15 protein-coding genes are annotated in these 19,332 nt (G+C 62.3%); 3 read left to right on the forward strand and 12 right to left on the reverse strand.

Annotation, left to right across the window (positions count from 1 at the left end):
- Window positions 1–3 precede the first annotated feature (3 nt).
- Window positions 4–975 carry a glycosyltransferase family 2 protein gene (locus K6301_RS18470; RefSeq protein ID WP_247222001.1) on the forward strand — a complete coding sequence of 324 codons (972 nt, stop codon included), beginning with the start codon at window positions 4–6 and terminating at the stop codon, window positions 973–975.
- Window positions 976–978: 3 nt separating this feature from the next.
- Here K6301_RS18470 and K6301_RS18475 read toward each other — a convergent pair whose 3' ends face one another.
- The 6 genes from K6301_RS18475 to K6301_RS18500 form a co-directional block, all read right to left on the reverse strand.
- Window positions 979–2,235 (reverse strand): polysaccharide biosynthesis/export family protein, encoded by a 1,257-nt coding sequence (locus K6301_RS18475; RefSeq protein ID WP_281505900.1) that lies wholly within the window; start codon window positions 2,233–2,235, stop codon window positions 979–981.
- 12 nt (window positions 2,236–2,247) lie between these two features.
- Window positions 2,248–4,431 (reverse strand): GumC family protein, encoded by a 2,184-nt coding sequence (locus K6301_RS25030; RefSeq protein WP_281505901.1) that lies wholly within the window; start codon window positions 4,429–4,431, stop codon window positions 2,248–2,250.
- A gap of 26 nt (window positions 4,432–4,457) precedes the next feature.
- On the reverse strand, window positions 4,458–5,258 hold the full coding sequence (locus tag K6301_RS18485; protein WP_247222003.1) for a helix-turn-helix transcriptional regulator: 801 nt from the start codon (window positions 5,256–5,258) through the stop codon (window positions 4,458–4,460).
- 67 nt (window positions 5,259–5,325) lie between these two features.
- Entirely contained in the window at window positions 5,326–5,979 is a 654-nt protein-coding gene (locus K6301_RS18490; protein WP_247222004.1) for a PIG-L deacetylase family protein, read from the reverse strand.
- A complete protein-coding gene (locus K6301_RS18495) occupies window positions 5,976–6,788 on the reverse strand; it encodes a glucose-1-phosphate cytidylyltransferase (RefSeq protein ID WP_134648701.1) in 813 nt (270 codons plus the stop codon). Before K6301_RS18495 ends, K6301_RS18490 begins: the two co-directional genes overlap by 4 nt.
- Window positions 6,785–8,080 carry a class I SAM-dependent methyltransferase gene (locus K6301_RS18500; RefSeq protein ID WP_247222005.1) on the reverse strand — a complete coding sequence of 432 codons (1,296 nt, stop codon included), beginning with the start codon at window positions 8,078–8,080 and terminating at the stop codon, window positions 6,785–6,787. Before K6301_RS18500 ends, K6301_RS18495 begins: the two co-directional genes overlap by 4 nt.
- Window positions 8,081–8,368: 288 nt before the next feature.
- Here K6301_RS18500 and rfbC point away from each other — a divergent pair, with 288 nt between their 5' ends.
- The gene (rfbC, locus tag K6301_RS18505; protein ID WP_247222006.1) at window positions 8,369–8,914 is read left to right on the forward strand and encodes a dTDP-4-dehydrorhamnose 3,5-epimerase; all 546 of its coding nucleotides are present in this window, start codon (window positions 8,369–8,371) and stop codon (window positions 8,912–8,914) included.
- Here the strand turns inward: rfbC and K6301_RS18510 are convergent.
- The 4 genes from K6301_RS18510 to K6301_RS18525 all read right to left on the reverse strand — a co-directional run bounded on the left by K6301_RS18510 (window position 8,905) and on the right by K6301_RS18525 (window position 13,666).
- Complete coding sequence (locus tag K6301_RS18510; RefSeq protein WP_247222008.1) at window positions 8,905–10,224, reverse strand: DUF4910 domain-containing protein; 1,320 nt, start codon at window positions 10,222–10,224, stop codon at window positions 8,905–8,907. The two genes, rfbC and K6301_RS18510, sit on opposite strands and share 10 nt — an antisense overlap.
- A 9-nt stretch (window positions 10,225–10,233) precedes the next feature.
- A complete protein-coding gene (locus K6301_RS18515; protein WP_247222010.1) occupies window positions 10,234–11,304 on the reverse strand; it encodes an NAD-dependent epimerase/dehydratase family protein in 1,071 nt (356 codons plus the stop codon).
- 131 nt (window positions 11,305–11,435) lie between these two features.
- Window positions 11,436–12,812 carry a glutamate-1-semialdehyde 2,1-aminomutase gene (locus K6301_RS18520; RefSeq protein ID WP_247222012.1) on the reverse strand — a complete coding sequence of 459 codons (1,377 nt, stop codon included), beginning with the start codon at window positions 12,810–12,812 and terminating at the stop codon, window positions 11,436–11,438.
- A 104-nt stretch (window positions 12,813–12,916) separates the two neighbouring features.
- The gene (locus tag K6301_RS18525) at window positions 12,917–13,666 is read right to left on the reverse strand and encodes a LuxR family transcriptional regulator (RefSeq protein ID WP_134648695.1); all 750 of its coding nucleotides are present in this window, start codon (window positions 13,664–13,666) and stop codon (window positions 12,917–12,919) included.
- 263 nt (window positions 13,667–13,929) lie between these two features.
- Here K6301_RS18525 and K6301_RS18530 point away from each other — a divergent pair, with 263 nt between their 5' ends.
- Window positions 13,930–17,220, forward strand: a complete 3,291-nt coding sequence (locus K6301_RS18530) for a response regulator (protein WP_247222014.1) — start codon at window positions 13,930–13,932, stop codon at window positions 17,218–17,220.
- Here K6301_RS18530 and K6301_RS18535 read toward each other — a convergent pair.
- Together K6301_RS18535 and gmd are read right to left on the reverse strand one after the other, a co-directional pair.
- Entirely contained in the window at window positions 17,211–18,200 is a 990-nt protein-coding gene (locus K6301_RS18535) for a GDP-L-fucose synthase family protein (protein ID WP_281505902.1), read from the reverse strand. The genes K6301_RS18530 and K6301_RS18535 overlap by 10 nt on opposite strands.
- Window positions 18,184–19,254 carry a GDP-mannose 4,6-dehydratase gene (gene gmd / locus K6301_RS18540; RefSeq protein ID WP_134648692.1) on the reverse strand — a complete coding sequence of 357 codons (1,071 nt, stop codon included), beginning with the start codon at window positions 19,252–19,254 and terminating at the stop codon, window positions 18,184–18,186. Before gmd ends, K6301_RS18535 begins: the two co-directional genes overlap by 17 nt.
- Between the last annotated feature and the right edge of the window lie 78 nt (window positions 19,255–19,332).

The following is a 19,332-nucleotide window of genomic DNA, read 5'->3' on the forward strand; positions in this document are numbered from 1 at the left end:
ACCATGGCGAGCGTCGACGTCGTCATCCCCAACTACAATTACGGCCGCTATCTCGAGGCCTGCGTGAACAGCGTGCTTTCGCAGGACATGGCCGAGATCCGCGTCCTGATCGTCGACAATGCCTCCGCGGACGACAGCGCCGACGTCGCCAGACGCCTCGCCGCCGCGGATTCGCGGGTCGAGCTGCTTCTGCGGCCGGAGAACCTCGGCCCTCATGCCTCCTTCAACGCGGGGATCGACTGGGCGCGCGCCGATTACTTCCTCCTGCTCTTCGCGGATGATTTTCTGGTCCCGGGTGCACTGCGCCGCGCGACCGCGGTCATGGAACGGGATTGCGGCATCGCCTTCTGCTACGGCCGCGACGTGGCGATAAGGGGCGACGAACCCATCCCGGAGATCGAACCACAGCCCGCCGATCCGCCACTCAGGCTGATGACCGGCCGAGCCTTCATCGAGCGCTTCTGCCGCCTCGGCGTCTTTCAGATACCTGGACCGTCCATCGTCGTGCGCACCAGCGTCCAGAAGCGTGCAGGCCACTACCGGACCGCACTGCCGCACAGCGACGACTACGAACTCTGGCTGCGGCTTGCGCTGTATGGAACCGTGGCCGAGCTGGATTGCGTCCAGGCAGGCATCCGTTCGCATGATGCCAACCGCTCGACCGAGCTTTGGGCGCACCAGACCCTGCACATCCGCCACACGGCCGATGCCGCCGAGAGCTTCTTCTACCATGAAGGGCGATGGCTCGACGGAGCGGAGACGCTGCGCCGTCGCGCCCGGCGCGGTATCGCCGAACGCGCCTACTGGTCGGCGGTGTCACATGCGCTCAGGGGAAACGGGGAAGCGTGGAAGCTGCTGATCCTCGCCTTCCGCATGGCACCGGCGACCGCCGTGCTGCCGCCTTTGGGCTACCTGCTTCATCGACCTGACACACTGCCGCGCATGCGCTCCCTGCTCGCCAGGATCCAGCGATAGACCTCAGCGTTCCGCCACATCGCCCGTATCAAGGGCGAGGCTCACCCGCAGAATATCACCCGCCCGCACCGGATCGGTCTGGCCGACCGGCACTTCGCGGTACTTGCCATCGACTAGCCGCACGGCGGAGAAGCGGAAAGCCGTCTGGCGCGCGCCGCCTTTTCGTTCGATGGCGATGCCGGCCTCGGCCATCGCCTGCAGGCTGTAGGCCATCTTGCGGCGCAGGCGCAGGATATCGATGTTCAGGTCACGCAACTCCGCTGCGACTTCGCCCCGGCGCTGTTCTCGCAACGAGCCGAGGCGGCTTTCGATCACGGTCAGGTTCTGCCGTGCGCGGGCGAGAAAGGAGCCGAATTCCAGCACATCGCGGTTGGTGGCGGAAATTTCCCGTTGTTTGTCCCGCAGCTGCGTCTTCGAGGTAAGACCCCGCGCCACCATGCTTTGCGCGAGCTTCACGTCCTCGTCCAGCAAGGTGAGTTCGCCATTGCGCAGCTTGCCGCTCTTTTCCAGCGTATCGATCTCGTCGACATAGCCGGCGCGCTGCTGCTCCAGGCTCTTCAGCTCGGCGTCCAGCGTCGTGCGGCGCAGCTCGAACAGCGTGCGCTCGGCTTCCACGATCTGATCGACGATCCGCGGATCCGGCGTGCCGATTTCCTCGCTCGGACGATAGGTGAACGGCTGGCCGTTCAGTTCCGCCTCGAGCCGGACGCGCTTCACGTCCTGGCCGAGAAGCTGCGCGCCGAGATCGACATAGTCCTGGCGCAGGCCGGCGAGCCGCACGCCGGCATTGTCGCCCTGCGCCAGCACTTCCTTCTGCCCGCCACCGAGCGCGAAGAGCTCCAGCGCGATCATGCCGGGACGGAATTCATAGCGGCCGGGCCTCTGGACTTCGCCCACGACGAACACCGGCGCGTAGGTCTCCACGACGACCGAAACCGACAGATTGGCGATATGCTCCTTCAGTCCCGCATCGATGGCCTGGCGTACCTCTTCGACGGGCCTACCACTCACGGCGACGTTGCCAAGCAGCGGATAACCGATCGTTCCGTCAGCCCCGATGGGGAAGGATCCGCTCAGCCCGGGATCACCATAGACGGTGATGCGCAGCACGTCGCCGCTCGCCACCCTGTACTCCTGTCCCTGCGCGTTCGCCGGAGCAACCGAGCCGGCAAGGAGCAGGATGCAGGCGCATGCCTTCAGAAAAAGGGCGTGCCACCGAGAACGTTGGTCATCACGTGGCGTAGCGTGGAGATGTGCCATGGCGTCCAGACCTCACATACCGACGATCGAGGGCAAGTCGACGGGCATTTCCATGCGCTTGCGGCCGTCGGCAGCCGAAGCGGCATGATCGTTGGCAAAGGAAACGACATTGCTGCGCTCCAGTGTGGCGCGGCATGCCCCGTTGACGACGAGGCCATCAATTGTAAGGCCGGCGGTGCCGAATTTGCGGATGGCGCGGTCGGTTTCGATGCGGTCGGCGCCCTCGGGAACGACGAGGATCGTCCGGTCGGCGAGCGCGGAAACCAGCAACGCGCCGGAACCATTCGATACCGCCGTGGAGTCGATCACCACGACGTCATAGACACTTCTCAGCGTGGTCAGGAGGCGGGCAAAGCCGCCGTGCCCGAGAATATGCTCGGCGGGACCGTTCGACGTGCCCGCGCAGATCAGGTCGATCCCCGAGGGACCATCGTGACGAACGAAGTCTTCGATCTCGACCTCCTCGCGCGGACCGATCGTATCGACGGTGCGCACCGGTCGCGCACCGAACTCGGCGGCAACACCGGGTGCGGTGAGGTTGGCATCGAGCAACAGCGTGCGCAGGCCCGTTGCGGCAAGCGAACGGGCAAGACAGGAAGCGACGAGTGTCTTGCCCTCGCCGCCGCCACCCGATGTCACTGCGATCACCGGCGTTTTCCCGGGCCGGGCGGAAAGACGCAGACAGCTCTGGATGTCGGCGACGGCATGGGCGAACGGTTCGCGGGCATGGCGAACGAGATCGCCGATGCCGGCACGCTGCAACGGGGACAATTCAGGAAGACGCCCGAGGACCGGAATGCCGGCACCGCCCTCCTCCGGATCGGCGCGGCGCAGGTATCCGGCGCGCAGCTCGAGAAGAAGGGCTGCAAGCGCGCCGCCGGAGAGGCCGAAAACCAACCCGCCCAGGAGCCAGGCGGACGCGCTCGGGCTTGATGGCGATGAAGACGGCACCGCGCGCGAGATGATGCGCGCCTCGGCCATCGCGATGCCATCCTGTTCGATCGTCTGCTTGTAGCGCGTCAGATAGCTTTCGTAGATCGCGCGGTTGGCGCTGGCCTCACGATCGAGCTGGTCGGCCTGCACGAGGGCATCGTTGGCGCGCGACATCTCGGCCTGAAGCTGCTTCAGGCTCGCCTCCAGCCCGGTCTGCTGGCGTCGCGTAACCTCGATTTCCGTTCGCAGGCTGTCGACGATCTGGGCCACCTCCGCGTCGATCTGCTTCTGGATCGTCTCCAGCTGCGAGGTAAGTTCCTGAATTTGGGGATTCTTGATTGCACCGCTTTCGTTGATGGCGGAAAGCTGGCGCTTGAGGCGCGCTTCCTCGCTGCGCAACTGCTGGATCGCGGCCGAATTCAACACTTCGGGAAGAGCAAGGCCCGCTTTTCCATCCGAGATGTCGACCGCCGTCGCAAGACGCGCGAGCGAGCCAGCGAGCTGGGCCCTCAGCCGGGCTAGCTCGTTGTTCAACCCAGCGATCTGCTGGGCAAGCAGCGTCGTGCCGTTCGACTTTGCGACGCCGGATTTTTCACGGAATATGGTCGCCGCATGCTCGGAGCGCTCCAGCTCGCTGCGCAGGCTGACAAGGCGCGTACCGAGCCAGTCGCTGACCCGCCGTGTCGCCGTCGTCTGCACGTCGACCTGGTAGTTGATGTAGGCTTCGGCATAGGCATTGGCCACCGCAGCCGTGAACTCCGGCTCCGTGCCGGTAAATGCGACATAGATCGTATAGGAGCGACCGTCATTGGTGACGCGCACTCCGGACATGAGGCTGTCGAGAAGGGCGCGCCGGTCGGACGCAACACGGTTCACGCGGCCGGAGGCCGGCTGGCCGGTTGCGTTCTCCTTCGTGAGGCCGAAACCCTTGGCGGCATCGATGCCTTGCGCCTGCAGAAGCGCCAGAACCCGCTCGGCCATGGAGCGGGAACTGATGATGTCGACCTCGGTGCGCAGCACCGGACTTTCCTGCGGCAGCGGCGAAACGACCGATTCCGTCGGCAAGGCCTGGAACTTGCGCATATCGAGCGCCAGCACCGCCTCGGCGCCGTAGCGCGACGGCTGGTCGAGATAACCGACCGCCGCAAGGGCTACACCGCCGGCAAGGCAGGCGAGGATCGCCCGCCGCCGTTCGACAACAACTGTCAGGACCCGGGGAAGGACAAGCTCCTCCGGGTCGGCCGGCTTCATCGACCAGATCATGGCTTTATTCCCGTTATAGGAACCGGTTACATCCGGCTGTTCTGATAGGCATCGTCCGACATGATCTCGCCGAACTTGCAGGCAACCTCCGTGCGATTGGTCGCACCGAGCTTCTTCATGATGTTGCGGATATGAACCTTGACCGTGCTTTCACACAGATTGAGTTCGCGGGCGATCATCTTGTTGGCCTTGCCCCGCCGCAACGCTTCGGCGATGGCCGCCTGTCGCACGGTGAAGGCATCCCGGCTGCAGAATTTCTGCGGATAGCTGCCGAGCAGGCCGCGCATCGCCAATATGCTGCTGGCCGGCACGAACTGCCCGCCGGCAATGGCGAGCCCGATCGCCTCGATGCAGACATCGATATCGACCGAACTCGGGATGAAGCCGTGCACCCCGAGATCGATGACATCAAGCACATGCTCAAGCGTCTGGTTGTCCGACAGCACCACGACCGGCACCGGTTCCAGTGTCGTCAGAAGCTGCGTGATCTCATCCCTCAGGCCGGGATCCGAAACACTCTTGCTGCCGATATTGACGAGGCTGGCACGAAGGGTGCCGAGATTTGCCTTGCTCTGCTGCCAGGAGGCCAGCCCTGAAAAGGTGAAGATATTAATGCCGATACGGTGAGAATGCAGGCTGTTTGCCAGACATTCCCGATCGAGATTGCGCTTGTCGAAGATCGCGACATAGTCGCTTGCGGCATATTGCTGAGGCCGCCGATCGACCGGCACCCTGATTTCCGTCTCCTGATCGCTGCCGACCGCGTTCCTTGCCCGGAAAATATCGATCGCCTGGTCGTCGAAATCCGCTCTGTCACTTCTCGCCATGGTACCCCTCACTAATTTCCTGGTCAGAATTACGAGTCCGGGCCTGCGTTCGAATGTGTTGCCGGTCCTATGCCAGGGCCATCTTGCGTATTGTGAAAGCCTCCGCGAAAAGCGAGGGCGATCTGCACTCCATCCCGCGCATGCGGGCCAAACCCCGAAAGACGTCCGCGTCGAACCAGTCCTTGGACCGCTGCGTCGCGAAATGCGCCATGAGCAGATCGATCTTGCGATCGATCACGCCGGGCTGGAGAGGCACGTAGGCGTTACGCTGCGTGATATCCCCGTCCCATTTCGGGATCTCATATTCTAAGACGAAATGGTCCCTGAATATATTCATTGTTAACTTATTTAGCTCTCGATGATCTTGATGTGCGTCATGGCGGCTGTGGGTGAAAATGACGTCCGGATCCACCCTGTCGCGCAAGGACAGCATGAATGTCTTGATCTCGCGGCTCTGGCTTGGAAAATAGCTGTCCTCGAAGCCGCAGACCTCTACCGTCGCCGAGGCCGCGCCCTCGAGGAAGGCGGCCGCGGCCAGCCGCGTTTCGGTCGCTCGCTCCGGCGTTGCACTCATCACGCACCAAAAGACCTCCAGATCCACGCCGGCAGCGATCAGGCCGAGGATCGTGCCGCCGGCTCCGATCTCGATATCGTCGGCATGCGCGCCGAGGCAGAGGACTCGTAGCCGGTGCCCGGCGGAGGCGAGAGGCAGCATTTTCATGATCGACCGACCTTGCGCAGCCGGGAAACACGCTCCCCTTCCGTCTGACGCACCCACGGCATCTCGCCGCGCTCCACCATTTCCTCCAGCATCTGCCAGTCGCGCAGCGTGTCCATCGAGCGCCAGAAGCCCTCGTGCTTGTACGCCATCAGCATGTCGTCCCGGATCAGCCGCTCGAAGGGTTCGAGAACCAGTTCCTCACCTTCGCGCATGTAGTCGAAGATCTCCTGACGCATCAGGAAATAGCCGCCGTTGATCCAGATCTCCGACCGGTCGGACGAACGGAATTCCCGCACCTGGCCCGCCTCATCGATATCGGCAAGATGGTAGGTGAGCGGCGGCCGTACCGCGAGGAAGCAGGCAATCTTGCCGCTTGCCTCGAAGCGGGCGATCATGTCGTCGAGGTCGACATCGGTCAGGCCGTCGCTGTAATTGGCCAAGAACATCCGCTCGCCGCGCACCTGCTCGCGCACGGCCCACAGGCGTTCGCCGATATTGCGCCAGATTCCGGTATCGATCAGCGCGATGCGCCAGTGTTCCTGTGCATCCCCGAGGAGTTCGACCCGTCCCTCACCGGACACGATGCAGTCCGAAAATGTCTGCGGCCGGCATGTCAGGAAAAAGTCCTTGATGACATTCGCCTTGTAGCCGAGGCACAGGGTGAAGTCGTCGTGGCCGTAGGACGCGTAATACTGCATGACATGGCGCAGGATCGGTTGCGCGCCGAGCGGGATCATCGGCTTGGGAATGGCCTCGGAATATTCGCGGATGCGTGTTCCGCGCCCGCCGCAGAAAAGAACGACCTTCATGACAGATCCTCCAGCGGATCGATGACGGAGACCTCGGGGATGGGAACGATGAACTTCGCGCCCCATTCGCCGACATGGCGCATCTGACCGACGATCTCGGCCCTCAGGTTCCAGGGCAGGATCAGGATGTAATCCGGGCGGTGGCGATCGATCGCCTCGACGGGAAGGATCGGAATATGCATGCCCGGCGTAAAGCGGCCGTGCTTGTAGGGATTGCGGTCGACGGTGAAATCGAGGAAGTCCGTGCCGATACCGCAATAGTTGAGGAGCGTGTTGCCCTTGCCGGGTGCGCCGTAGCCGCAGATGCGCACTCCCCTCTCCTTCACGCTGATCAGGAAATAGAGGAGGTTGCGCTTGGCCTGTCGTGCACGGTCGGCAAAGGACGTGTAGGCCGCAACGCCGTGCAGGCCCGCCTGCTGCTCGCGTTGCAGGAGCGCCGCGACATTCGCGCTGATCACACCGGACCGTCCGGCATGGCCGAGATAGACCCTGAGCGAGCCGCCGTGGGTCGGCAGTTCCTCGACATCGAAGACCTCCAGTCCATGCATGCGGGCGGCAACCTGCACCGTGAACAAGGAGAAATACGAGAAGTGCTCGTGGTAGATCGTATCGAACTGGTTCTGCGCGATCATCGTCGCGACATGCGGGAACTCCAGCGTGATCACGCCCTGTGGCTTGAGGATCTGCTTCATGCCGCCCAGGAAATCGTTGATATCAGGCACCTGCGCCAGCACGTTGTTGGCGACGATCAGGTCCGCCGTGTGGCCGACCGCTGCCATGTCGCCCGCAAGCCTTTTGCCGAAGAAGGCGATCTTCGTGGGTATGCTGCGGGAAATCGCCACCTCGGCCACGTTGATCGCCGGCTCGATGCCGAGAACGGGAATGCCGCGCGCCACAAAATGCTGCAGCAGATAACCGTCGTTGCTGGCGAGCTCGACGACGAAGCTGCGTGCATCGAGACCGAAGCGATCGATCATCTTCTCGCAGTAGCGCTCGGCATGCGCGACCCAGCTGGTGGAGTAGGAGGAGAAGTACGCATACTCCTCAAAGATGCTTTCGGGACTGACATACTCCTCCAGCTGCACCAGCAAGCATTCTTCGCACACACGCACATGCAGCGGGTAGTAGGCCTCCATCAGGCCGAGTTCGCTTTCCTGGCGAAAGCTTTCGCACGGCGGCGACATGCCGAGATCGACGACGGTATGTTTCAAGGTCCTGCCGCACAGGCGGCACGGCGGCCGAAGCGACAGGCTGGGAGACGGATCAAGCGAATGGCTGGCCTGAAAATTCATGACAATGCCTCCATGGAGATATCCGGTCGGGACCGACATGGGAGGCGATCGAAGCTAGCCTAACCGCGAAGGGACCGTTTCTCGACGTGGTGCCAGATTAGGCATGGCGGACGAAGCCGGCCATACTACCTTGCGAATACCGCAACTGTCCGAAAGGCGTAGCAACATGAAACGCACTTAAACGAACATTGACCATCCTACCCGCTACGCTCGAAAGATACGTCGGAAACCGCACTTGGCAGCCTGGCTGCGGTCGTCACACTCAGGAAAACGGGAGAGGAAGAACCGATGCTGTTCACCAGAACCGACCTGGAAGGCGTATGGCTGATCGAAGCGTCGCCGATCCGTGACGAGCGAGGCTCGTTCGTCAGGACCTTCTGCATCGACGAGATGGATCTCCGCGGGCTCGAACACCACTTCGTCCAGCACAGCCTTTCGCGCTCGACGGCCAAGCACACGCTGCGTGGCTTGCATTTCCAGCACGCGCCGCATGCGGAGGTAAAGGTGGTGTCCTGCCTGAACGGCGCGATCTGGGACGTCGCCGTCGACCTTCGCCCACAATCGCCGACCTATCGCCGCTGGACGGCAGCGGAACTCAGCGCCGACAACATGCGCCAGCTCTATATTCCCAAGGGATGCGCCCACGGTTTCCTGTCGCTGACGGAGGATGCGGTGGTCGGCTATCTCATATCGACGCGCTACGATCCGTCCGCCGCCGCCGGCCTGCGCTATGATGATCCCGCCCTTGCGATCGACTGGCCGGCAGCACCGGCCGTGATGTCGGAAAAGGACAGGAGCTGGCCGCTGCTTGCGGACAGCGTACATCACGCCTGAGCATTTCCGACCAGTCCGCACGCCTCCAGTCGCGTTGCCGCTGCGGCGATCGCCGAGAAAGGAAGCCCGGATCGGCGGGCAATGTCGAGCAGGGAATGTCTGCCGTCGGCGAGATTCAGCACCCAGAGGTATGCCATGGTAACGTCAGGCGTCGTCTTGTGACCGCCGGTCGTCGCGTACAGCCCGCGCTTTCCAAGCTGCGGCTCGCCCTTCGGTGACAGGTTTAGCGGTATCCTGTCGGTTTCGATGACCTCGATAATGTCCATGATCATGCGAAAGGAGGAGGCAAGATGCTCCGGGCGCACGAAGTCCAGATCGTCCGCCGATGTGTGGTATTCGGGAAAAGTGCCGAAGGCGCTGCGTTGCAGGAGGCCGACAGGCAGGTCGAAACCTGGCGAGCAGAATTGCCGCTCGTCATAACCGAAGGGACTGAAATCGATCATCGCGATCTTCCGGCCATCACACCGGATGACCTCCATCACCCGATCGATCGTCGCATCGCCGCGCCTGCTGCGCTTGTAGACAGGCCCGCCGCCGTCGCCGATGCAGGAAACCACGAGGCCATGATCGATCCGCGAAAGCCGCTCCTCGTTTGTCGCGAGCCAGCAAAGCGCCCCTATCGTGCCTGGCGCAAAGAGAAATCGGTAGCCGAACCGCCTGCGCCGCCCGGCCAGCGCCCGTGCCAGGAAGGCCAGAACCGCGAGCCCGGAGCAGTTGTCGTTGGCGAGCGAAGGATGGCAGATATGCGCACTGAGCAGCACCTCGCGATCGGTCTCGCCCGGCAGGAAGACTTCTCCATAGGTCAGCGAACCGTCAGAAAAGGTGGTGTCTATGACGACGTCGTAGTCTCCATCATTGAGCGCCAGATACTCCCGGTGCGCCATGCAGAAGCCCCAGTCGCGGCTGTAGTAGCTCGTGCGGTAAGGGATGACTTCCGGCTGGTCCGGCAGCGTGTGGACATGCGTCCGAAGCTCCGAAAGCGGCATGCGGCGGGCGACAGGCTCGCTGTAACCGACAAGGTGGAGATTGGAAGCCGCGATATCGACCACGGCCTTGCCGCTCGCATCGCGGATGGAGGCCGCACGGACATTCCATTCCTGCGGCACGGTCCAGTCGAAGACCCGGGTGCCCGAAGGCACCTCACGGACCGCAACGTCGACATGCTCCGACAGGATCGCGAGCGTGCGGCGCACGCCTTCACCCGTGATACTGCGGCAGATCGGAAAAAGGCGGGAAACCAGCGCGTGGATCTCCCCGCCGATATCGGCCGTGGCCTCTGCCGATGGAGCGAACCGCGCCGCCTCGTTCATCGCCGTCCCTCAGGCACGCATTTCGATCCTGTCCGAGAGCACCTTCGCCGGCGCGCGCCATCTCAGGTTCCGGTCGAGCGTATTGCTGGCAAGAAGCGAGCGGATATGGCCGATACGCTGGTAGCGCGGCCCCTCGAATTCCTCGAGCGTCAGGCCGGAAGCCCGATAGGCGCCGTAGAGCTGCTGCGCCCCTGACACCACGTCCCACTTCGGGCGGAAGGCCGGCAAGGTGCGTGCGATCTTGCCGAAATCGACGCGGTAGGAGCGCGGGTCGGGCCCGGCCTCGCTGGCATAGTCCAGCCGGCACCCAGGCACGGTCTGCGCCACCACATCCGCGATGTCCCTGACCTGATAATTGTGCTCCGTGCGGCCGACATTGAACGCTTCGGCAAAGACCGCATCCCTCGGCGCCTCGAGTGCCGCAAGAAATGCCCCCGAGATATCCTCGATATGCACGATCGGCCGCCACGGCGTACCGTCCGACTTGAGCAGGATAACGCCCCGTGTGACCGCCCACGCGACCAGATTGTTGAGCACGATATCGAAGCGCAGCATGGGTGACAGGCCATAGGCCGTCGCCGGCCGCAGGAAGACCGGGCAGAAGCCGGCATCGGCCAGCTCCGCGATGTCGGCCTCTGCCATCACCTTGGAGCGGCCGTAGGCCGATACCGGATTGAGCGGCGCGTCTTCGTCGACAAGGCCCTCGCCGGCTAGGCCGTAGTTGCTGCACGACGAGGCGAAGAGAAAGCGTGCGACGCCGGCCTGCCTTGCCGCACGCGCAACGCGCACGCTGCCTTTGTGGTTGATGTCATAGGTGACATCGGGATCCAGATTGCTGAGCGGGTCATTCGACAGGGCCGCGAGATGGATCACGGCGTCGAAGCCTTCGAGGTCGTAAGGCGTTATATCCCTGACATCCTTCAGCGTGGAGGGAACCTCCGTCATGGGCCCGCCAGGCGCATAGGTGCATCGCCGGTAGAGCCTGCTGTCGTAGCCATGCACCTCATGCCCTGCCGCCAGGAGGATCGGCACCATGACGGAGCCGATGTAACCCTGATGTCCCGTCACAAGCAATTTCATGTCCGTGTCTCCCCAACTTCTTTGCCAAGGGAGATGCTACGTCGGCACGATGCGGACCACGATTGACGACAATGACGGCGGCACGCACCCGAATGGCGTATCGGCAGTTCTTCCTACCGCTTTCGGGCAGGTCAGGCCGTCTGGGCCCTCGCGACCGGCCCAACGCTGTGAGGCCGTGGCGCAGTGTTGAAGCGGCGGAAAACGACGTCCGAGGGGCGGCCGACCAGATAGTTCTCGACGCCGTGATCGAGTGCCGCACGATAGACGCCGAGCGCGCCGTCGAAGGCCTCGATCGTCTGGTCTATCTCGTCGTTTCCGTGCGTATAGCTCACCACGAGCGATGGCGCGAGGACGCCGCGGCGGATGGTTTCCTGCAGCAGCAGCGTCCTGAAGGCCTGGGAAGGCGTTCCGCTACCGTCCTTGGTGACGTAGCTGAGACAGGCGGGGTGACCGGTGACACCGACGAAGCCTTCCAGACCATGCCGGGCAACCGCCTGCTCGATGCCCGCCTTGAGCCGCGTTCCCTGGCTGCGCAGATGCGGGATGACGGGTTCCTGCGCATAGACATGCATGGTCGCGATCGCGGCCGCCATGGCATGGGTTTCGGCACCATGGGTGGTGGACAACAGGAAGACGCGCGGCTTCTCTGTCTGCTCGATGCCGCCGAGCGCCATGAATTCACGCTTGCCGGCGAGCGCGGAGATTGCGAAGCCGTTGCCGAGCGCCTTGCCGAAACAGGAAAGGTCCGGCCGAAAACCGTAATATTCCTGCGCGCCGCCGCGCGCCCAGCGGAAGCCGGTGATCATCTCGTCAAGAATGAGGAGCGCGCCATTGGCATGGCAAAGTGCTTGCAAGTCCTGCAAATAGCCTTCGGCAGGATCATCGCCGCGCGAAGCCTCCAGAATGAGGGCGGCGATCCTGCCGGGGTGCCGGGCGAAGAGGTCGCGCGCGTCATCGAGATCGTTGTAGCGGAAGCCGAGCGTGAGATCCCTGACAGCTTCGGGAATGCCGGCATTCATCTCCGTCGTGCCGATGAACCAGTCGTCGGTCGAGAAGAACGGGTGGTCCCGACACCGCGCAATGAGGTCCCGGCCCGTTGCGGCCCGCGCAAGGCGCACCGCCGCAGAGGTCGCGTCCGAGCCGTCCTTGCAGAACTTCACCATGTCCGCGCCGGAAACCATCTGGAGGAAGGTCGAGGCGCATTCGACCTCAATGCTCGCAGGCCGCGTGAAATTGCAGCCGAATTCCAGCTGCCGCGCGACGGCCTCCACGACATGGCGATAGGCGTGACCGAGACCGACAGCACGGTTGCCCATGCCGTATTCGATATAGGCGTTGCCGTCGACATCCCACACATGGCAGCCGTAACCGCTGACGATGAAGCCGGGCGACAGGACGGGATACTGGTCATCGCCCTTGGCATAAGTATGCGCGCCGCCCGGGATGAGCCGATGCGCCCGCTGGCGAAGCCGATCCGAATTCTCGAAGTCGTGAATGAAGGCATCCATCGCAGTCTCCTCTGCCCCGCCAGCCCGTCCGGGCACTATCGCGCCATGCGCGGCAGGCGCATCCGCGCTCTTGGTGGATAGGGCATGGCCGATAGGCGTAGGGATCAGCCGTAGAGATCGTTGAGCTTGAAGATAACTTCCGTCCGGTTGCGAACCTTGAGCTTCTTCATGATGTTGCGGATGTGGACCTTGACCGTGCTTTCACGCAGGCCGAGCTCATAAGCGATGATCTTGTTGGCCTTGCCGAGCTTGAGCATGGCGATCACATTCTCTTCCCGGCAGGTGAAAATCTCCGCCCGCCTGCGCTCCTGCTGATCGGCTGCCGACATCAGTCTGCGCAGTTCAGGCAGGCTCTCGGTGGAGATGAAGACGCCCCCCGAAAGCGCAAGCGAGATCGCCTTCACGCACACGGAAATGCCGACCGCCGAGGGAATGAACCCTTTGACCCCGAGATCGAGCGCCGTCAGAACCTGGCGCAAATCATGATTGTCGGAGAGGATGATGACCGGCAGATTCGGGAACCGCGATACCAGCATGCGAATGTTGTTTTCGATGCGAGGCTCGGTACAATCGCGACTGCCGATATTGATCAGAACGCCGCTCGATGCCTCTGCGTATTTGGACATCCATGCTTCGATGGAGTTGAAAAGCACGATCGTCATGTCGAGGCCATGCGATACGAGGCTTTGAGAAAGACACTCGCGATCCAGCGCCCGTTCGTCGATCACGTCCAGGACACGCAGGTCCGTCAAAGCGTTTTTCGCAGTATCGGCAAGCTTGAGAGCCGGTAACCGGACAGCCCCGTTTGCTACAGGCCGATGACTTAATCCGTTGGCACCCCCAATTTCAACCATCGTGTCCACCCCCAGCGATTGGGAAAATAAATCAAGAGAATCGCTCTCTAATAAACAAGCTCCCAGCGGGATAAAACTCTCTCAGGACGGCACATCAGATAAACGTATATGGACTAAATTTTATTCCCTTCTTCGTTACCTTTTACAATTTTAAATTCATATCAAAATGGATTTCCCGCGAACAGATTCGGAAAATACGTACGTCTGCGGGTATGCAATCAGGATAACGACGCCTATACTATAACGAGCTCAATATAAGCCTGGTGAATTCTCACTTTGCGTGCATTATTATTGAGATTGCACCCATGAGTTTAGTTCGACCTTTTCCGGGAATTTCGTCTCGGGGCAACTCTGCCCCTGGAGACCCTGTTGCTGGCGTCGTTGCGATCAGCGCATCAGCCAGCGAACTCAATGCCTGTCGGACCCTGCTTACGGCCGTGCCACTGGGTGGCGGCAATGCCTTTGTCCTCGTGCAACATGAGGACCGCGCTCCCCAAACCCCGCTGGCCGAGCTCTTTTCAAGCAATATGAACAGGACGGTCGTCCACGCGGCGGAAGGCCTTGCGCTGGCGCCGGAACATCTCTTCATCGTTCCGCCCGGCGGGTACATCGTTCTGAAGAACGACACGATCCGCCTCATCAAACCGCCCGGTTCCCAAGGCATGCAAACGTCTTATGATATCCTGCTGCGTTCTCTCGCCGATGAGTACGGCGCGCGGGCTACAGCTGTCGTCCTTTCCGGCACCGGCGCTGGCGCAAACATCGGCATCCGCCTTCTTCGAGAAGCCGGCGGGCGCATCTGCGTGCGGGATCCCGCCGAAATCGACGATGAACGCGTTTCCGGAAACACGATCTATCCGGACTTTGCGGAACATCTCATGCCGCTATCGGCGATCGCGCAGGCCCTGCACCCGCAGGGCACTGAGGCAGTCAGCCTCAATATCGCCGTACAAACGGAACGGACGCCTTTATCGGAGCAGTCGGAGCTGGCCGATCTCTGTCGCCGCGCGATCCTGGACGGCTATGCCCCGGCCACGGTATTGATCAACCGGCAGCACCAATGCCTCTATTGGTTCGGTCCGGTGCAACGCTATCTGCGCGCCGCGCCCGACAATCCAAACCAGGACCTTTTCGCCATCATTCCGCGCAGCGTGCACGCCGAGCTCCGCTCCGCACTGCGCAGGGCGGATGAGGAAAAGGGACGCACGATGGCCGTCGGCCTGCACCAAGACAGCTCAGATGCACGACTGCGCTACAATATCGCCGTGCAGCCGATCATAAGCGATGGCGAGGATCTTTTTCTCGTCAGCTTTCTCGATACGGCCGGACCAAGTCCGGTGGCCGCTGCCCCGCCGTCTCACGAAGAGCAGAGCGATGAACCGCTTCAGCGCGCTGCGGCGAGCGACATCGAGAACATGCTGTACAGCACTGACGTCGCCACCGTCTTCCTCGATCGCCACCTGAACATCCGCTATTTCACGCCGGCAACACGCTCGGTTTTCAATGTCACGATGGGCGATGTCGGCCAGCATTTGGCGGACATCAACGCGCGCGCGCCGGATCCGACCCTGCTCGACGACGCTGCGGCGGTCCTGAACGACGGCGTGGCCAGGGAGCGTGAAATCCGCGTGGCAAACGGCGCCTGGCATATGCGCCGCGTCGTGCCGTACAGAACCCGTGAAGGCGGCACGGAAGGTGTCGTCATCACCTTTTCGGACGTATCCGCGCAACACCGCGCCCATGAAGCGCTCGCGCGGGCAAAGCGGGCGGCGGAACGCGCAAATGCGGCAAAGTCCCGCTTCCTCGCCACGGCAAGCCACGACCTGCGCCAACCGCTTCAGTCGCTCGCGCTCCTGCAAGGCCTCTTGGAGAAATCGGTGGAGGGGGAACGCTCCCAGAAGCTCGTTCGGAGCTTCCGCGATACACTCATGTCGATGTCCGGCATGCTGAACGCGCTCTTGGACATCAACAAGATCGAGGCGGGCACGGTCTATCCGCGCATCATGACATGCAGGGTCAACGACGTTCTGCAACGCCTGAACGACGAATTCAGCTATGGCGCGATGGAAAAGGGGCTCTCTCTTCGCTTTGTACCGTCGAGCCTGCTGGTTCGGACCGATCCGCGGCTTCTCGAACAAATGATCCGCAATCTGATGTCGAACGCGCTCAGGTACACGCGGCGGGGCAAGATCCTGCTAGGGTGCCGCAGGCATGAGGATGCGCTCACCATTGAAATCTGGGACAGCGGCGTCGGCATTGCGGCCCATGAACTCCAGACCATTTTCGACGAGTACCATCAGGCAATCGGTGATGGAACCGATATGGAAGCCCAAACCGATCTCGGCCTCGGCCTCGGCCTTTCCATCGTCAAGCGCCTGAGCACGCTGCTCGGCCACCGCATTCAGGTTCGCTCCGTGCCGGGCAAGGGTTCGGTCTTCTCCGTCCATGTCGCGCTTGGCCGGGAAGACGCGCAGCACGCACCACCACCGATGAAGAGACGCAGCCAGCCGGGCCCGGCTCTGCATGGCACCATTCTCGTGGTTGAAGATGACAGGAAGGTCCGCAGCCTGATCGAGATCGGGCTGCGCGACGAACAGCACCTTGTCTATGCCGCAGACGATGGCGCAGCCGCAGTGGACCTCGTTGCGAAGGGAACCGTGGCTCCCACGCTGATCCTCGCCGACTACAATCTTCCAGGCGGGGCGAACGGCATGGATGTCGCCAGGAGGATTCGCTCGATCCTGGGCCGCAGCATCCCCACGATCATCCTCACCGGGGACATCACGGCAGAAGCCCTTCGCATTCTATCGTCCGAGGATTGCCTGTACATGCCCAAGCCAGTGAGCCTCGGCGATCTCCTCAAGGCGATCCAGCTCATGCTGCAGGCGAGCAGGATCGAGCATACCGCAGCGCAGCCGCCGGATCTCCGGGCTCCCTCGCCCAATAAATCGACGATCTTCGTCGTCGAGGACAACCGCGACACGAGAGACTCCTTGCAGGAGTTCTTCGAAGCGGAGGGACATCGTGTACAGACATTTCCCAATGGCGAGACCATTCTTGCAGCACTCGACGGCGCAGCCATGGGATGCCTCGTGATCGACATGAGGCTCCCGGGAATGAGCGGTCTGGACGTTCTCCATACCCTGCGCGGGCGCGGGGTGAAGCTGCCGATCGTCATGATCACCGGCGCGGGCGATGTCGCAACCGCAGTCGCGGCGATGAAGGCAGGGGCATCCGACTTCATCGAGAAGCCGGTCAGCCCCGCCGATCTGCTCGCGAGCATCACCGAGGCTCTTTCGCACAGTTCCCACACAGGCGCCGAGAACAAAAGACAATTGGAGGCGAAGATGCGGCTCTCGCGCCTGACGGACCGCCAGCGGGAAATCCTCGACCGGGTGCTTGCCGGCCAGCCCAGCAAGATCATCGCCCAGGATCTGGACCTCAGCCAGCGCACGGTCGAAGCCCATCGGGCCGCGATCATGCGGCGCATGCAGGTCCACTCCCTTCCGGCGCTCGCACGGCTTGTCATGCTGGCGCAGACCGATCAGGGATAATCCTGTCGCACGGCGGGCTTACGGTCGCTTTCTCTCCATCGCTGATACAGGTCGCGGATGCCGGTGCGAAGCTGCGTCTCATGCGACCAGCCGAGCCCGCGGAGCCGGGACGTGTCCAGAAGCTTGCGGGGCGCGCCGTCCGGCTTGAAGGCATCGAAGACGATGTGGCCGCGATAATCGACGATGTCGGCGATCAGGAACGCCAGTTCGCCGATGGAAATCTCCTCCCCCGATCCGACATTGATCGGCTTCGGGCTCTCATACGCCTTCATCAGGAAAACGCAGGCATCCGCAAGGTCGTCGACATGCAGGAATTCCCGCTTCGGCGTGCCCGTTCCCCAGACAACGACGCTGTCGCGATGGGCCACCTTCGCATCATGCATCTTGCGGATCAGCGCGGGTATCACATGGGAATGGTCGAGATCGAAATTGTCGTTCTGGCCGTAGAGGTTGGTCGGCATGACGGAGATGAAGCGGCGGCCATATTGCTCCGCATAGGCGGCGGCGAGCTTCAGACCGGTGATCTTGGCAAGCGCGTAGGCTTCATTCGTCGGCTCCAGGCTGCCCGTCAAAAGCGCATCCTCGTGGATGGGCTGCTCGGCATGTTTGGGATAGATGCAGCTCGATCCCAGGCACATCAGCTTCTCGACACCGAGTTCCGACGCCGTCCTGATGACATTGACGAGGATGAGCACGTTTTCCGACAGGAATTCCGCGGGATAGCGCGCATTCGCCCCGATACCGCCGACGCGCGCGGATGCTATGAAGATTGCTTCCGGGCGCGCCTTGCGCATCCAGTTTTCGGTCTCGGACTGGCGCGTCAGGTCCACCTCGGCGTGCGAGACGGTCTGGATATCACACCGTTCCCGCTTGAGCCGTCGCAGAAGGGCGGAGCCGACCATTCCCGAATGACCGGCGACCCAGACCCGCTTGCCGCGCAGATCGTACGATAGCGCCGTCTTGTCATCCGTGGAGATCATTGCGGCCTTCCTCCCTCGTGATGACGCGCAGATCCGATTCCACCATTTCCGAGATGAGATCCTCGAAGGACACGGTCTGCTGCCAGCCCAGCCTGTCACGTGCCTTGCTGGCATCACCAAGCAGGATATCCACCTCAGCCGGCCGGAAGTAGCGCGGATCGATTTGTATCAGGGTGCGGCCGCTGCGGCGGTCATAACCGATCTCGTCGACGCCGACGCCATCCCATTCGATGGACTTCCCGACGACTTCGAAGGCGCGCTCGACGAATTCCCGCACGGTATGAGTGGTGCCGGTCGCAAGCACATAATCGTCGGGAACGTCCTGCTGAACGATGCGCCACATGCCCTCGACATAGTCACGCGCATGGCCCCAGTCGCGCTTGGCGTCGAGATTGCCGAGGAAGAGCTTGTCCTGCAGCCCCCATTCGATCGCGGCGACCGCCCGGGTGATCTTGCGTGTGACGAAGGTTTCCCCGCGACGCGGGCTTTCATGGTTGAAGAGAATGCCGTTCGAGGCATGGAAGCCGTAAGCCTCGCGATAGTTGACCGTCATCCAGTACGCGTAGAGCTTGGCCGCGGCATAGGGGCTGCGCGGATGGAAGGGCGTACCCTCCCGCTGCGGCGTCTCACCGAGGCCGCCGAAGAGTTCGGAGGTCGACGCCTGATAGAAGCGGCAATGATCTCCCACCTTCAAAAGACGCATGGCCTCCAGCAGGCGCAGCGTGCCGAGCGCATCCGTATTGGCGGTGTATTCCGGTGTCTCGAAGCTCACCTGCACATGGCTCTGCGCGCCGAGATTATAGATCTCGTCCGGGCAAACCTCCTGGATGACCCGGCAGAGGTTCGTCGCATCCGTCAGGTCGCCGAAATGCATGTGGAAACGCACATCGGGCGAACGCGGATCGACATAGAGGTGATCAACGCGGGCCGTGTTGAAGGAGGACGAGCGCCGCTTGAGACCGTGCACCCGGTATCCTTTTTCCAGAAGGAGTTCGGTGAGATAGGAGCCGTCCTGGCCCGTCACGCCGATGATCAAGGCTTTCTTTTCAGACATGCGCCACCAGCTTTCACACGAGGAAATGCCGTGCACGATCCTCCGCACACCGTCGGCTGAGTTAGCGGCAGGATAGTT

The organism is Shinella oryzae (assembly GCF_023038235.1).
Taxonomy (GTDB): domain Bacteria; phylum Pseudomonadota; class Alphaproteobacteria; order Rhizobiales; family Rhizobiaceae; genus Shinella; species Shinella sumterensis.